Source organism: Rhodanobacter sp. FW021-MT20, assembly GCF_041107475.1.
Classification (GTDB): Bacteria; Pseudomonadota; Gammaproteobacteria; order Xanthomonadales; family Rhodanobacteraceae; genus Rhodanobacter_A; species Rhodanobacter_A glycinis.
On sequence record NZ_JBGBPX010000009.1, the window covers coordinates 84,460 to 97,407 of the forward strand.

General features: G+C 66.5%; 14 protein-coding genes and 1 tRNA gene. 14 read left to right on the top strand and 1 reads right to left on the bottom strand.

The features are described 5' to 3' along the window. Positions 1 to 59: 59 nt before the first annotated feature. From AB7849_RS11265 to AB7849_RS11330, 14 genes are all read left to right on the top strand, one after another. Positions 60 to 1,427 (top strand): FAD-dependent oxidoreductase, encoded by a 1,368-nt coding sequence (locus tag AB7849_RS11265; protein WP_369501077.1) that lies wholly within the window; start codon positions 60 to 62, stop codon positions 1,425 to 1,427. Further along, the gene (locus AB7849_RS11270; RefSeq protein ID WP_008207986.1) at positions 1,420 to 1,830 is read left to right on the top strand and encodes a DUF3293 domain-containing protein; all 411 of its coding nucleotides are present in this window, start codon (positions 1,420 to 1,422) and stop codon (positions 1,828 to 1,830) included. Before AB7849_RS11265 ends, AB7849_RS11270 begins: the two co-directional genes overlap by 8 nt. A gap of 58 nt (positions 1,831 to 1,888) precedes the next feature. Further along, on the top strand, positions 1,889 to 2,524 hold the full coding sequence (ccmA, locus tag AB7849_RS11275) for a cytochrome c biogenesis heme-transporting ATPase CcmA (protein ID WP_008207984.1): 636 nt from the start codon (positions 1,889 to 1,891) through the stop codon (positions 2,522 to 2,524). After that, the gene (gene ccmB, locus AB7849_RS11280) at positions 2,521 to 3,207 is read left to right on the top strand and encodes a heme exporter protein CcmB (protein ID WP_008207983.1); all 687 of its coding nucleotides are present in this window, start codon (positions 2,521 to 2,523) and stop codon (positions 3,205 to 3,207) included. Before ccmA ends, ccmB begins: the two co-directional genes overlap by 4 nt. Before the next feature lie 4 nt (positions 3,208 to 3,211). Further along, a complete protein-coding gene (locus tag AB7849_RS11285) occupies positions 3,212 to 3,970 on the top strand; it encodes a heme ABC transporter permease (protein WP_008207981.1) in 759 nt (252 codons plus the stop codon). Further along, complete coding sequence (gene ccmD / locus AB7849_RS11290) at positions 3,967 to 4,182, top strand: heme exporter protein CcmD (RefSeq protein WP_008207980.1); 216 nt, start codon at positions 3,967 to 3,969, stop codon at positions 4,180 to 4,182. The genes AB7849_RS11285 and ccmD overlap by 4 nt, the downstream gene beginning before the upstream one ends. A 24-nt stretch (positions 4,183 to 4,206) precedes the next feature. Continuing rightward, a complete protein-coding gene (gene ccmE / locus AB7849_RS11295) occupies positions 4,207 to 4,674 on the top strand; it encodes a cytochrome c maturation protein CcmE (protein WP_008207978.1) in 468 nt (155 codons plus the stop codon). Further along, positions 4,671 to 6,662, top strand: a complete 1,992-nt coding sequence (locus tag AB7849_RS11300; RefSeq protein ID WP_369501078.1) for a heme lyase CcmF/NrfE family subunit — start codon at positions 4,671 to 4,673, stop codon at positions 6,660 to 6,662. The genes ccmE and AB7849_RS11300 overlap by 4 nt, the downstream gene beginning before the upstream one ends. Continuing rightward, positions 6,659 to 7,201: a DsbE family thiol:disulfide interchange protein gene (locus AB7849_RS11305; protein ID WP_008207974.1), complete on the top strand. Its 543-nt coding sequence runs from the start codon at positions 6,659 to 6,661 to the stop codon at positions 7,199 to 7,201. The genes AB7849_RS11300 and AB7849_RS11305 overlap by 4 nt, the downstream gene beginning before the upstream one ends. Positions 7,202 to 7,311: 110 nt before the next feature. Beyond that, the gene (locus AB7849_RS11310) at positions 7,312 to 7,794 is read left to right on the top strand and encodes a cytochrome c-type biogenesis protein (protein WP_092701058.1); all 483 of its coding nucleotides are present in this window, start codon (positions 7,312 to 7,314) and stop codon (positions 7,792 to 7,794) included. Next, a complete protein-coding gene (locus tag AB7849_RS11315) occupies positions 7,791 to 8,846 on the top strand; it encodes a tetratricopeptide repeat protein (protein WP_008207971.1) in 1,056 nt (351 codons plus the stop codon). Before AB7849_RS11310 ends, AB7849_RS11315 begins: the two co-directional genes overlap by 4 nt. 24 nt (positions 8,847 to 8,870) lie before the next feature. Beyond that, positions 8,871 to 10,082, top strand: a complete 1,212-nt coding sequence (locus AB7849_RS11320) for a homoserine O-acetyltransferase family protein (protein WP_369501079.1) — start codon at positions 8,871 to 8,873, stop codon at positions 10,080 to 10,082. A 54-nt stretch (positions 10,083 to 10,136) separates the two neighbouring features. Further along, complete coding sequence (locus AB7849_RS11325) at positions 10,137 to 10,727, top strand: cysteine dioxygenase family protein (protein WP_008207969.1); 591 nt, start codon at positions 10,137 to 10,139, stop codon at positions 10,725 to 10,727. A 26-nt stretch (positions 10,728 to 10,753) separates the two neighbouring features. Further along, positions 10,754 to 10,839, top strand: a tRNA-Leu gene (locus AB7849_RS11330). A 54-nt stretch (positions 10,840 to 10,893) separates the two neighbouring features. Here the strand turns inward: AB7849_RS11330 and AB7849_RS11335 are convergent. Beyond that, entirely contained in the window at positions 10,894 to 12,843 is a 1,950-nt protein-coding gene (locus tag AB7849_RS11335; protein ID WP_008207967.1) for a formylglycine-generating enzyme family protein, read from the bottom strand. Positions 12,844 to 12,948: the final 105 nt, after the last annotated feature.

Sequence of the window (12,948 nt, forward strand, 5' to 3'; positions counted from 1 at the left end):
GGATTGCGGTCGCGTACGACTTGCGGAACAGTGGCGCGATCCCCTCCACGGAACGCGGCATGACGAAGCCCTCCATCACCCTCATCGGCGGCGGCCTGGTCGGCGCACTGCTCGGCACCCTGCTCGCACGCCGTGGCTACCGGGTCGACCTGTTCGAGAAACGCACGGACCCGCGCCGGGCTGGCTTCGCCGGTGGGCGCTCGATCAACCTTGCCCTGGCCGAACGCGGGCTGCATGCGTTGCGCCAGGCCGACCTGGCCGACGAGGTGCTTGAACACGCGGTGATGATGCGTGGCCGCATGGTGCATCCGCGCGAGGGCGCCTCCGGACTGCAACGCTACGGCGTGGACGACAGCGAGGTGATCTGGTCGGTCGCACGCGGCGGGTTGAACGTGTTGCTGCTGGACGCCGCCGAGGCCGCTGGCGTGCAGTTGCACTTCGGCCAGTCGCTGGCAAGTGCGGACTTCGACGCACGACGTATCCGGGTAATCGATGACCACGGTATCCACCGCGAAGTCGAGGCCGGCGTGCTGATCGGAGCCGACGGCGCCGGCTCGGCCCTGCGCGCGGCGATGGACGCGCACGCGCCGCTGGGCCTGCGCGTGGAGGCTCTCGGCCACGGCTACAAGGAACTGGAAATTCCGCCTGCGCAAGGCGACGGCCGTGCGCGCTTCACCCTGGAACCGAACGCACTGCATATCTGGCCGCGCGGCGGCTACATGTGCATCGCGCTGCCGAATACCGAAGGCAGCTTCACCGTCACGCTGTTCCTGCCTGCGCAGGGCGCGCACCCCAGCTTTGCCAGCCTGCCCGACTCGGCACATGCCGCCGCCTTTTTCCGCGAGGATTTCCCCGACCTGCTGCCATTGATCCCGCGCTTCGCCGAGGACTACGACAGCCACCCGGTCGGCACACTTTCCACGCTCTATCTCGACCGCTGGCACCTGGACGGTCGCGCGCTGCTGATCGGCGACGCCGCCCACGCCATCGTTCCATTCCACGGCCAGGGCATGAACTGCGGTTTCGAGGACACCGTGGCGCTGGCCGACCTGCTGGCCGAATCCGGCCGCGACACCGCCGATGCCTTCGCCGAGTTCCAGCGCATCCGCCAACCCGACGCCGATGCGATCGCACAGATGGCGCTGGAAAACTACGTGGAGATGCGCGACTCGGTGGCCGACCCGCACTACCTCGCCAAACGCGAACTGGGTGCCGCACTGGCCGAACGCATCCCCAGCCACTACATGGCGCGCTATCGACTTGTCACGTTCACCCACCTGCCCTACGCCTACGCACTGGAACGCGGCCGCGCACAAGATGCCTTGTTGCGCCGGCTGCTCGGCGAGAGCTGCGACGCGAAGACCGTCGACCTCGCCGCCGCCGAAGCGCTGTTCAAGTCCGCACTGCCGCCGCTGGCGCATGGATGACGCGCTGCTGGCGGCGTATCGCGCCAGCACCTATCGGGTCCGGCTGACCGGTGGCGGCTGGGCCACGATTCGCATCGATGAAGCGCTGCCCGACGCGCTGGCTCCGCACGTCGGCCGGCAACACTGGGCATTCATCACGGCCTGGAACCCCGGTTCGCAACCCGTCGTCCGATCGATCAATCGCCGTTCGCAACGCACCTTGCTCGAAGCCCTGCATGCGCTCGCGGCCACAGTCGTCGTGCGTCCGGGCTGCGGGGTCGGCACCGACGGCTGGCACGAACCCAGCTTTTTCGTGATCGGCCCGGGCTTGGGCGACATGGATATCCTGGCCCATCGATACGAACAAAATGCCTATGTCCACGGCGAAGGCGCCCAGCCGGCCCGACTGCGACAACTGCGTTGAACCCAGCGGCAGCGCGCCGCATGGACAAGGTCATCAGGCATTGCGGACAATGGCGGTAATGACCGCCGCCATTCCAGCCACGCCACTGCTCGAAGCCCGCGCCCTGTGCTTCCATCGCCAGGACGAGCCGGTATTCGGTCCGCTGGATTTCCGTCTCGACGCCGGCGAACTCACCCTGATCGAGGGCGACAACGGCAGCGGCAAGACCACGCTGATGCGCATCCTCACCGGTTTGCTGCACGCCGAGGAAGGCGAGTTGCTGTGGCGTGGCGAGCCGCTTCATCGCGACCGCTGCGTGGGCGACATCGTGTTCCTCGGCCACCAGCTTGGCCTGAAATCGGAATTGACGCCGCGCGAGAACCTGCGCGTGGCCATCGGCCTGCACGGCCATCGCCAGCACACCGACATCGATGCCGTGCTCGCCCAGGTTGGACTGGCAGGCTACGGCGACGAACCCGTGCGCCGTCTCTCCGCCGGCCAGAAAAAACGTGCGGCACTGGCGCGACTGTTGTTGATTCCGGCGACGCTGTGGCTGCTGGACGAGCCCTACGCCAACCTCGACCGCACCGGCATCGAGCTGGTCAACCGCCTGCTCACCGAACACATTGCCCGCGGCGGCGCGGCGCTGGTGACCAGCCATGGTGCGGTGGGCTTCCACGGCGGCGAACCGCAGCGTATCCGGATGCACGCATGAACCACGCACCGCTTGCGCCCGCCTGCGCCGCGCTGCTGCGACGCGACCTCACCCTGGCCTGGCGCCAGCGTGGCGACATCGCCCTGCCGGTGCTGTATGCACTGATCGTCAGCACGCTGTTTCCGTTCGCACTGGGGCCGGACCTGGCCTTGCTGCAACGGATTGCCGGCGGCGTGGTGCTGGTGACCGTCGTGCTGGCCATGCTGCTGGCGCTGGATGCGATGTTCCGCAGCGACATCGAGGACGGCTCGCTGGAACAACTGATGCTCTCGCCGCAGCCGCTGGCACCGATGCTGGGCATGAAGATCCTCGCCCACTGGCTGACCACCGCGCTGCCGCTGATCGTGATCGCGCCGCTGCTGGCCAGTTTGCTGCACCTGCCCGTGGCCGTAATGCCCGTGCTGCTGCTGGCCTTGCTGCTAGCCACGCCGCTGATCAGCCTGCTCGGCGCCATCCTGGTGGCGCTGACGGCCGGCTCGCGGCGCTCTGGTATGCTGCTTGCCTTGATGCTGTTGCCCTTGTGCGTACCGGTGGTGATCTTTGCCGCCGGCGCATTGGCGGCGGCCCAACAGGGGTTGCCGTGGATCGCCCCCATCGCCTGGCTCGGCGCGGCCTTTGCGCTGGCACTGGTGCTGGCTCCGCTGGCCTGCGCCGCCGCCCTGCGTATTGCGCTGGATTCGTAACGCCATGAGTAAGTGGATTCCCCTCTGGTTGCACAAGCTGAGCTCGCCGCCGACGTTCTACGCCTTCGCCGGCAAGGTGCGGCCGTGGGCCATCGCGCTGGCGCTGATCCTCGGCGTGATCGCGCTGTACGGCGGACTGGTGCTGGCGCCGCCGGATTACCAGCAAGGCAATGACTACCGGATCATCTTCATCCATGTGCCAAGCGCGTGGATGAGCCTGTTCATCTACGCGGTGATGGGTGTGTCCGCCTTCATCGCGCTGGTCTGGCGGATCAAGCTGGCCGAAGTGGTGGCGATGGAATCGGCGCCGATCGGCGCGGCCTTCACCTTCATCACCCTGGTCACCGGCTCGTTGTGGGGTGAGCGCATGTGGGGCACCTGGTGGACCTGGGACGCGCGACTCACCTCGGAACTGGTGCTGCTGTTCCTGTACCTGGGCGTGATCGGGCTGTACCACTCGTTCGAAGACCGCCGCCAAGGCGCGCGCGCCGCCGCGTTCCTGGCCATCATCGGCATCATCAACGTGCCGATCGTGCACTTCTCGGTGCAATGGTGGAACACGCTGCACCAGGGCAGCACGGTGAACCTGTTCGGCAAGTCGCACATCGCGACGGACATGTTGTGGCCGCTGCTGACCATGATGGTGGCGACCAAGGCCTATTACGTGGCCAGCCTGTGCGGCCGCGTGCGCACCGACCTGCTGGCGCTGGAAGGCGGCAAGGACTGGGTGCGCAAGATCGCTGCCGCGGAGAAATCCCGATGAGCGGTTCGTTCGAAAGCTTTCTCGCGATGGGCGGCTACGCGGCCTACGTATGGCCGGCCTATGCGGTGTTCCTGCTGGTGCTGCTTGCCGACTGGCTGGCGCCCGCCTTCCGCCGGCGCCGCATCCTGCGTGAACTTCGCGGCCGCATGGCCCGTCAAAGTGCCCGCGAACGCGGCAAGGATGGCGCCGCACCTTTTCCACCCGCGCCCTAGCGCAATCTTTTCTGCGACATCGACATGAACCCCACGCGCAAACGCCGACTCATCATTGTCCTGCTGGTCATCGCTGCTGCCGCCGTGGCGGTGGGGCTGACGGTCTTCGCGTTGCAGCGGAACATGAATTACCTGTTCACCCCCAGCCAGGTGGAAGCAGGCAAGGCCCACGCCTACAGCACGTTCCGCCTCGGCGGCATGGTCAAGGCCGGCTCGATCAAGCGCAGCGACGACTCGCTGAAAGTGCAGTTCACCGTGGTCGATGCCTCCGGCGCAATGCCCGTGGTGTACACCGGCATCCTCCCCGACCTGTTTCGCGCAAATCAATCGGTCATCACTACCGGCCACATGGACGGCAACCACTTCGTGGCCACCCAGGTACTCGCCAAGCATGACGAGACCTACATGCCGAAGGAGCTGAAGGACGCGATGGCGCAAGCCCATGCGGGCAAGCACATCGACGAATCCGCCATGCCGGAGAAAACACCATGACACCCGAACTCGGCCAACTCGCCCTCATCCTGGCCATGCTGCTGGCAATGGCGCAGGCCGTGCTGCCGCTGGTTGGTGCATGGCGCGGCAACCGCGCGCTGATGGCCACCGCGCGCCCCGCTGCCGCCGGACAGGCGGTGTTCGTGGCGCTGGCCTTCCTGATCCTGGTGTGGGCCTTCCTGCACTTCGATTTCTCGGTGCGTTACGTGGCGGACAACTCCAACCTGGAGCTGCCGTGGTACTACCGCATCGCCGCGGTATGGGGCGCGCACGAGGGCTCGCTGCTGCTGTGGATCCTGATCCTCAACGTGTGGACCATCGCGCTGGCGATCTTCAGCCGCAACCTGCCCGAAGCTTTCGCCGCGCGCGTGCTCGGCGTACTCGGGCTGATCTCGGTCGGCTTCCTGTCGTTCACCATTTTCACTTCTGATCCCTTCGGCCGCCTGCTGCCGATGCCGATGAATGGCGCCGACCTCAACCCGGTGCTGCAGGATCCGGGCATGACCTTCCACCCGCCGATGCTGTACATGGGTTACGTGGGGTTTTCGGTGGCCTTCGCGTTCTCCATTGCGGCGCTGCTGGGCGGTTCGATGGAGCAGGCCTGGGTGCGCCAAGCGCGCCCGTGGACCAACGCGGCATGGGGCTTCCTCACCTGCGGCATCGTCGCCGGCAGTTGGTGGGCCTACGCCGAACTGGGCTGGGGCGGCTGGTGGTTCTGGGACCCGGTGGAAAACGCCAGCTTCATGCCGTGGCTGGTGGGCGCGGCGCTGATCCATGCGCAGGCGATCACCGAAAAGCGCGGCTCGTTGCGCGCGTGGACCATCCTGCTTTCGATCTTCGCCTTTTCGCTATCGCTGCTGGGCACCTTCCTGGTGCGCTCGGGCGTGCTGACCTCGGTGCACGCGTTCGCCTCCGACCCACGCCGCGGCGTTTACATCCTGGTCTTCCTGGCCATCGTGGTCGGCGGTTCGCTGCTGTTGTATGCCTTGCGCGCGCCCAAGGTGATGGGCGGCAAACCGTTCGCCGTGTTCTCGCGCGAAACCGCCTTGCTGATCGGCAACCTGATGTTCGCCGTGGCCGCCGCCATGGTGTTGCTGGGTACGTTGTTCCCGCTGATCGGCGATGCGCTGCACCTGGGCAAGATCTCGGTCGGACCACCCTACTTCGGCCTGCTGTTCCCGCTGCTGATGACGCCCGTGGTGCTGCTGTTGCCGATGGGCCCCTATCTGCGCTGGGGCAAGGGCGATGGCGGCCTGCTGAAAGGCATGCTGACCCGCTGCGCCATCGCGGCCGTGGCGTGCGCCATCGTCGCGGCCTTCTTCGTCGACGGCAGCCTGAAGGCCATCGTCGGCGTGGCTGCCGCCGTCTGGGTCGGCGCCGGTGTGCTGCTGTACGTCATCAAGCGCTGGCGCGAGATGCCGCGCGGCCGGCGCTATCCCGCCGAAATGGCCGGCATGCTGTTCGCCCACTTCGGCGTGGCCGTGTTCCTGATTGGCGTGCTGCTGTCCGAATCGCTCAGCGTGTCGCGTGACGTGCGCATGGCGCCGGGCGACGTGCAGACCATCGGCAGCTATCAGTTCCGCTTCGACGGCATCAAGCAGACCACCGGTCCGAACTGGCATGCCGAGCAGGCCTCGGTGACGGTCACCCACGACGGCAAGCTGCTCAGCGTGATGCACCCGCAAAAGCGCACCTACCCGCATGACCAGGTGCAGACCGAGTCGGCGGTGGACGCCGGCATCACCCGCGACCTGTACGTGGCGCTGGGCGAGCCGATGGACGCAGGCAACCTGCACGGCGCCTGGGCGCTGCGCGTGTACTACAAGCCGTTCGTGCGCTGGATCTGGGGCGGCGGCCTGCTGATGATGCTGGGCGGTTTCGTGGCGGCCTGCGATCGCCGCTTCCGGGTCAAGCGCAGCGCCACGGAAACTGCGGTGACAACCGCGCCGTCGCCGAATACCCGCCTGGCCGGCGAGGCACAGGCATGAGTCGTCTGGTCCCTTTCCTCGGCTTCGTGCTGCTGGCCGCCCTGCTCGGCTTCGGCATCTGGTGGAATACCGGCCACGATCCGCGCACGGTGCCGTCGCCGCTGATCAACAAGCCCGCGCCGGATTTCGTGCTGCCGGAACTGGACGACCCGGCCAAGACGGTCAGCAAGGCCTCGCTGCTGGGCAAGCCCTATCTCGTCAACGTGTTCGCCAGCTGGTGCTACGTCTGCGGTGAGGAGCATCCCGTGCTGATGGCCGAGGCCAACCAGCTCGGCGTGCCGCTGATCGGCTACAACTACAAGGATGCGCCCGACGATGCCAAGGCGTGGCTGGCCCGGCACGGCAATCCCTACAGCATGGTGATCGCCGATCGCAGCGGCCGCACTGCGCTGAACTTCGGCGTCTACGGTGCACCGGAAACCTACCTGATCGACGCCAGGGGCATCATCCGTTACAAGCGGATCGGACCGCTCACGCCGGAAGTCATCAAGCAGCAACTGGAACCGGCCATCGCGGCGCTGAAAAAGGAGGCGCCATGAACCTGTTTCCATGGCGCGTCACCCTGCGCAGGAGCGCACCCTGTGCACGAACCCCTTTTGCCGCACGTTCACGCAAGACCCATCGCGCACAGGGTGCACTCCTGCGCGCGCTGTTGATCGTGCTGGTGCTGGCGTTCGCCGCCAGTGCCACGGCACAGGCGATCGATCCGCTGCCGTTCAAGGATCACGCGCAGGAGCTGCGCTTCCAGCACCTAACCGCGCAGTTGCGTTGCATGGTCTGCCAGAACGAAACCCTGGCCGACTCCAACGCCAGCCTGGCGCGCGACATGCGCCACGAAGTGTTTCGCCTGATGCAACAAGGCAAGACCGACGTGCAGATCAAGCAATACCTGGTCGACCGCTACTCCGACTTCGTGCTGTACGACCCGCCGGTGCAACCCAGCACATGGCTGTTGTGGTTCGGGCCGTTGCTGATCCTGCTTGCCGGTGCCGCGGTGGTGGCGGTCAACGTACGCAAACGCAGCCGTGCCAATGCACGCGCCGCAATGGAATCCGCCGGCGCGGCCGACGACGGGCGCGCGGATATCGGGCCTGACCATACTGGGCCGGACAATATTGGGGACGACTGGTGAAGCTCGCTTTCTACTTGGCTGCCGCGGTGATGATCATCGTGGCGCTGGCCCTGCTGTTGCTGCCGCTGCTGCGGCACGGTCGTCGACAAGGTCACTCCCGTCGCGTGTTCGCGCTGGCGCTGTCGATCGCTTTCGCACTGCCGCTGACCGCCGCCGGCCTGTACCTGTACATCGGCACGCCGGCCGCACTCGACGGCGTGGCCTCGCAAGACCAGGCCACGATGAACATCGACCAGGCCATCGGCAAACTGCGGGCGCATCTGGCGGCACATCCCGAGGATGCCCAAGGCTGGATATTGCTGGCGCAAACCGCCACCGCCATGCAGCAGCCGGACGAGGCGCGCGAGGCCTACGCGCGGGTGTTGAAGATTTCGCCCAACGACACCTCGGCCATGGTCGGCTGGGCCGAAACCGACGCCATGCTGCGCACCGACCACCGCATCCAGGGCCACGCCCGCGACCTGCTGGAGCGCGCGGTCAAGCTGGAACCGGACAACCAGCGCGGCCTTTGGCTGCTCGGCATCAGCCAGTTCCAGGCCGGCGAATTCGCCGATGCCGCCTCCACCTGGCGCCTGTTGCAACCGCAACTTGAGCCCGGTTCGAAGGTGGCCCAGGCCGTGGCCGAACAGATCGCCCTGGCCGACAAGCAGGCGGGTGGCAGCAAGCCGGCGCAAGCCGGATCCGCACCAGCTGCCGCGCCCCAGGGCCCCGCCATCACGGTGAACGTATCGCTGGCCCCGGCACTGAAAAGCCGGCTCGCCGCGGGCGACACCCTGTTTGTCTACGCACGCGCCGAAAAAGGACCACCGATGCCGCTGGCCGTGGCCCGGATGAAGGCGGGCTCGCTACCGACCACCGTGGTGCTCACCGATGCCATGGGCATGATGCCGCAGATGAAACTCTCATCGGCCAAGCGCGTTTTCGTCGGTGCCCGCATCAGTCGCAGCGGCCAGGCCATCGCCGCATCCGGCGACCTTGAAGGCAATGCCGGCGTGGTGCCGGTGGACAGCAAGAAACCCGTCAGCATCGTCATCGACAAAATCCACGGGTGATCCATTCCGCATGAAGACTCCCGCATGAGCAACGACGCGCGCCGTTACTTCAACCTTCCTTCGCCGTTCCCGATGAAACGCGGCCGCGCATTGCACGGCGCGCGCGTCGCCTACGAAACCTGGGGCTCGCTGAACGAAGCGCGCGACAACGCCGTACTGATCCTCACCGGCCTGTCGCCGAGTGCGCACGTCGCCTCCTGTCCCGAGGACCCGTCGCCTGGCTGGTGGGAAGGCATGCAGGGTGCGGGCAAGGCCATCGACACCGATCGCTGGTTCGTGATCTGCGTGAACTCGCTGGGCAGCGACAAGGGTTCCACCTGCCCCGCCTCGATCGATCCGGCCAGCGGCAAGCCGTACCGGCTGGACTTTCCCGAGCTGGCGCTGGAAGACGTCGCGCACGCCGCGCACGCCGTGGTCGCCAGCCTCGGCATCGACCGCCTGGCCTGCCTGATCGGCTGTTCGATGGGCGGGATGAGCGCGCTGGCCTACATGCTGCTGCACCCAGGCAGCGTGCGTGCGCACATCAGCGTGGATACGGCACCGCAGGCACAGCCCTTCGCCATCGCGATCCGCTCGCTGCAGCGCGAAGCGATCCGCCTCGACCCCCAATGGAACGACGGCAATTACGACATCCATGGAGGGATAAGTGCTGCGGGCGCAGGAAGCGCAGGAGCAGCCGACATCCATGGAGGGATGAGTGCTGCGGGCGACATTGCTGACCAGGGCGATGCGTCCCAAAGCCCGCGCTACCCCGACATCGGCATGAGCATCGCGCGCAAGCTCGGCGTGATCACCTACCGCTCGGCGATGGAGTGGAACGGTCGCTTCGCCCGCATCCGGCTCGACCCTGAACAGCGCGACGACGATCCGTTCGGCCTGGAATTCCAGGTCGAGTCCTACCTCGAAGGCCATGCACGCCGTTTCGTGCGCACTTTCGACCCGAACAGCTACCTCTATCTGTCACGCGCCAGCGACTGGTTCGACATCGCCGAATACGGCCACGGCAGCGTGCTGGAAGGCCTCAAGCGCATCCGTATCGAACAGGCGCTGGTGATCGGCGTCAGCACCGACATCCTGTTTCCGCTGGAACAGCAGGAACAGATCGCCGAAGGCCTGCAGGCCGCGGGCGCCGCGGTGGAGTTCGTGGCGCTGGATTCGCCGCAGGGCCACGATGCCTTCCTGGTCGACATCGAAAGCTACAGTCGTGCCATCGGCGGTTTCCTGGCGCGCCTGTAGTCGCCCGTCGCGCTGCGATAAGATAGCTGCATCCCGCTTCACCACGAGAACGCCATGTTGACCACGGAATTTCCCGGTTGCCACACGCTGATCGACGCCATCGACGCGGCGGTGGTCAAGGGTTCAACCCCGGCCATTACCGACAGCCTGCGCAACAGCCTGTGCAAGTTGATCCGCAATCAGGAGGTGAAGCTGCCCGACTGCGTGCTCGAGACTGCCGAAGGCCGTTACGCGCGGCGCGAGCTGTATATCAGCGAAGAACACGGCTATTGCGTGGTCGCGATGACCTGGGGCCCCGGCCAGGGCACACCGATCCATGACCATTGCGGCATGTGGTGCGTCGAAGGCGTGTGGCGAGGCACCCTGGACGTGGTGCAATACGAGCGGCTCGAAGACGAAGACGGCCGTTGCCGCTTCCAGCCGGTCGGCTCGATCCAGGCCGGCCCCGGCTCCGCCGGCAGCCTGATCCCGCCGCACGAGTACCACACCATCCGCAACCCCAGCGACGACAGCATCGCGGTCAGCCTGCACATCTATTCGGGCAACATGACCCATTGCGCAACCTTCCAGCCGCTGCCCGGCGAACACGGCGAGCACGGCTACCTGCGCAAGGAAAACCAATTGGGGCTCGACCCGGTCCACTGAAGACGGCATAATGCACCGCCTTCCATGCCGGTGTGGCGGAATGGTAGACGCGGCGGACTCAAAATCCGCTGGCAGCGATGTCGTGTAGGTTCGAGTCCTATCACCGGTACCAGGAACCGAAAAGCCCCGCCTCGCGCGGGGTTTTTCATGCGCGCAATATGCCCCCTTACAACTCGCGCACTACCCGGAAACCCACGCGCCCGCTGCGGATATCGCCGTCCGCGCCCTGGCGGAAAGCCGAGCGCACCTGCTCGGGCGAGCTGCCCCATGAACCGCCGCGGATCACGTGCACGCTGCAGCCCGGGTTGATCCAGGCACTGCCATTGGATGGCGCGCGAATGTAATTGTCATGCCAGCAGTCGGCGACCCACTCGGACACGTTACCGCCCATGTCGTACAAGCCAAACGGGTTGGGCATGAATTTCATGACCGGTGCCGGCCCCCAGTAGCCATCGCGGTAACCGCGGAAAGCGTGGCTCCAGCGGCGGCCATTGGACGAATGATCGAGGCCGCCGGTGATGTTCTCGACCTTTTCCACCGGCGTGCCATCGCCCCACCAGTAACGCGTGGTGGTGCCTCCGCGCAGGGCATATTCGAACTCGGCCTCGCTGGGCAGGCGATAGGTCTTGCCGGTGCGCTGGCTGAGCCAGGCGGCATAGGCCGTGGCATCGCGCCAGGAAACGTTCACCACTGGCAGGTCGTCGTCGGCCGGGTGACCGGCATAGTCGTCTTGCCAGGTGGCGCTGGTGTCATCGCGCATGGCTCCGCTGCGCGCGTCGTAGACGCTGGCACCACCCAGTCGCACCGAGTCCGGCTGGTAACCGCTCGCCTTCACGAATTGGCGGAACTGCCCCACCGTGATCGCGCTGCGCGCCATCGCGAAGCCCTGCTTGATGGTGACCTGATGTTGCGGCGTCTCCGCATCGCTGCGGCCGTTCTCGTTGTTCGGCGCCCCCATCGTGAAGCTGCCGGTGGGAATGACGACCATTGCCGGTGAATGACCCGGCATATCCACGAAGCGATCGGAGAACACCTGCCCGGGCTTGTGGCTGGCGTACAGCCGCGCATTGGTCAGGTGTTCTTCGAAGGCTTTCACCGCTGCCGGATCCGAACCGATGGCTTCCGCCTGCGCCGCCAGTTGTTTCGCCAGCGAGAGATTGCCCGCGTCGAGTGCGGAACGTGCCTGCGCCAGCACGCCATCGGCCCGCTGCTTGCGCATGCCGTCGACCCGTTTGCGCACGCTCTGCAATTGCGGCGTGCCCGGCTCGATGACCTGGGCCTCGGCCAGCGCCTTGTCCGCACCATCGAAATCGTTCTGCGCCACCGCCGCCAAGGCCCGATCGAGCACGGCGCGCTGCACCTGCAACACGCCCTGGGCCGCCACTGCATTGTCCGGATCAAGCTGCTGCACCTGTCGATACAGATCCAGCGCGCTGGCGCCCCTGGGCTGATCCGCCTTGCCCTGGGCCAGCAGTCCGGCGGCCCTGGCCAGCATCGGCCGCACGGTCTTCAGCGTTTTCAGGTTGGCGGCCAGCACCGTGACATCGCCGGCCGTGCCCGGCAACGCTTTCAGGCCATCGAGCAGGGTCGACGCCGAGTCGGCATCGCCCACGGCAATATCCTGGCCAATCCCGGCAATCAGGCTGGAGCGCACGTGATCCAGCCCCTGTGCGGCCGCACGGCTGTCCGGCTTCTGCTTCAGCGCCTGTGCGTACAGCGCACCGGCGCTGTCGTCGGTACCGGCCAGGTCACCCGCCTTGAAGGCCTTGTCCGCCCGCGCCAGCAAGGCCCGCACGGCCGGCGTATCGGCACTCAACTGCTTGGGCAGCGCGGCATCCTGTTTGCGCAGGCGCGCGGCGATCACCTCGGTCGGGGCCAGCGTCAGCGGCGGGCCGGCATTGAGCTCGCGCTGCGCGGCATTGGCCGGTGTCGCGGCCGACGGCGCGGATGGCAACACCATCCGTGCCGCCTGCTGACTGTGCCGCGCTGCCTCTTCTTCCGGATTGATATGGAACCACTGCGGAAAAAAGTGATAGGACAGCGCAAAGGCGAGGACCAGCACGCCGAGTCCGCCACCGAGAGTGCGCTGGCGATTGACGGATTGCTTGCTCGGCATGGTTGGGGGTTCCGGGGGCGGCCTGCTATGGTGCGGCGCCTACCTTATGGCACTGCCGATGATGGGGCAATGCACACCTGTGCGCTCCAGCGTTTTACCGAGGAT

Bases quoted from the DNA above. Each gene is read 5' to 3' on its own strand.
- AB7849_RS11270 (WP_008207986.1), top strand. From the start codon at position 1,420: ATGGATGACGCGCTGCTGGCGGCGTATCGCGCCAGCACCTATCGGGTC.
- AB7849_RS11325 (WP_008207969.1), top strand. From the start codon at position 10,137: ATGTTGACCACGGAATTTCCCGGTTGCCACACGCTGATCGACGCCATC.
- AB7849_RS11265 (WP_369501077.1), top strand. From the start codon at position 60: ATGACGAAGCCCTCCATCACCCTCATCGGCGGCGGCCTGGTCGGCGCA.
- AB7849_RS11300 (WP_369501078.1), top strand. From the start codon at position 4,671: ATGACACCCGAACTCGGCCAACTCGCCCTCATCCTGGCCATGCTGCTG.
- AB7849_RS11320 (WP_369501079.1), top strand. From the start codon at position 8,871: ATGAGCAACGACGCGCGCCGTTACTTCAACCTTCCTTCGCCGTTCCCG.
- ccmA (WP_008207984.1), top strand. From the start codon at position 1,889: ATGACCGCCGCCATTCCAGCCACGCCACTGCTCGAAGCCCGCGCCCTG.
- AB7849_RS11285 (WP_008207981.1), top strand. From the start codon at position 3,212: ATGAGTAAGTGGATTCCCCTCTGGTTGCACAAGCTGAGCTCGCCGCCG.
- ccmB (WP_008207983.1), top strand. From the start codon at position 2,521: ATGAACCACGCACCGCTTGCGCCCGCCTGCGCCGCGCTGCTGCGACGC.
- AB7849_RS11305 (WP_008207974.1), top strand. From the start codon at position 6,659: ATGAGTCGTCTGGTCCCTTTCCTCGGCTTCGTGCTGCTGGCCGCCCTG.
- ccmE (WP_008207978.1), top strand. From the start codon at position 4,207: ATGAACCCCACGCGCAAACGCCGACTCATCATTGTCCTGCTGGTCATC.
- ccmD (WP_008207980.1), top strand. From the start codon at position 3,967: ATGAGCGGTTCGTTCGAAAGCTTTCTCGCGATGGGCGGCTACGCGGCC.
- AB7849_RS11335 (WP_008207967.1), bottom strand. From the start codon at position 12,843: ATGCCGAGCAAGCAATCCGTCAATCGCCAGCGCACTCTCGGTGGCGGA.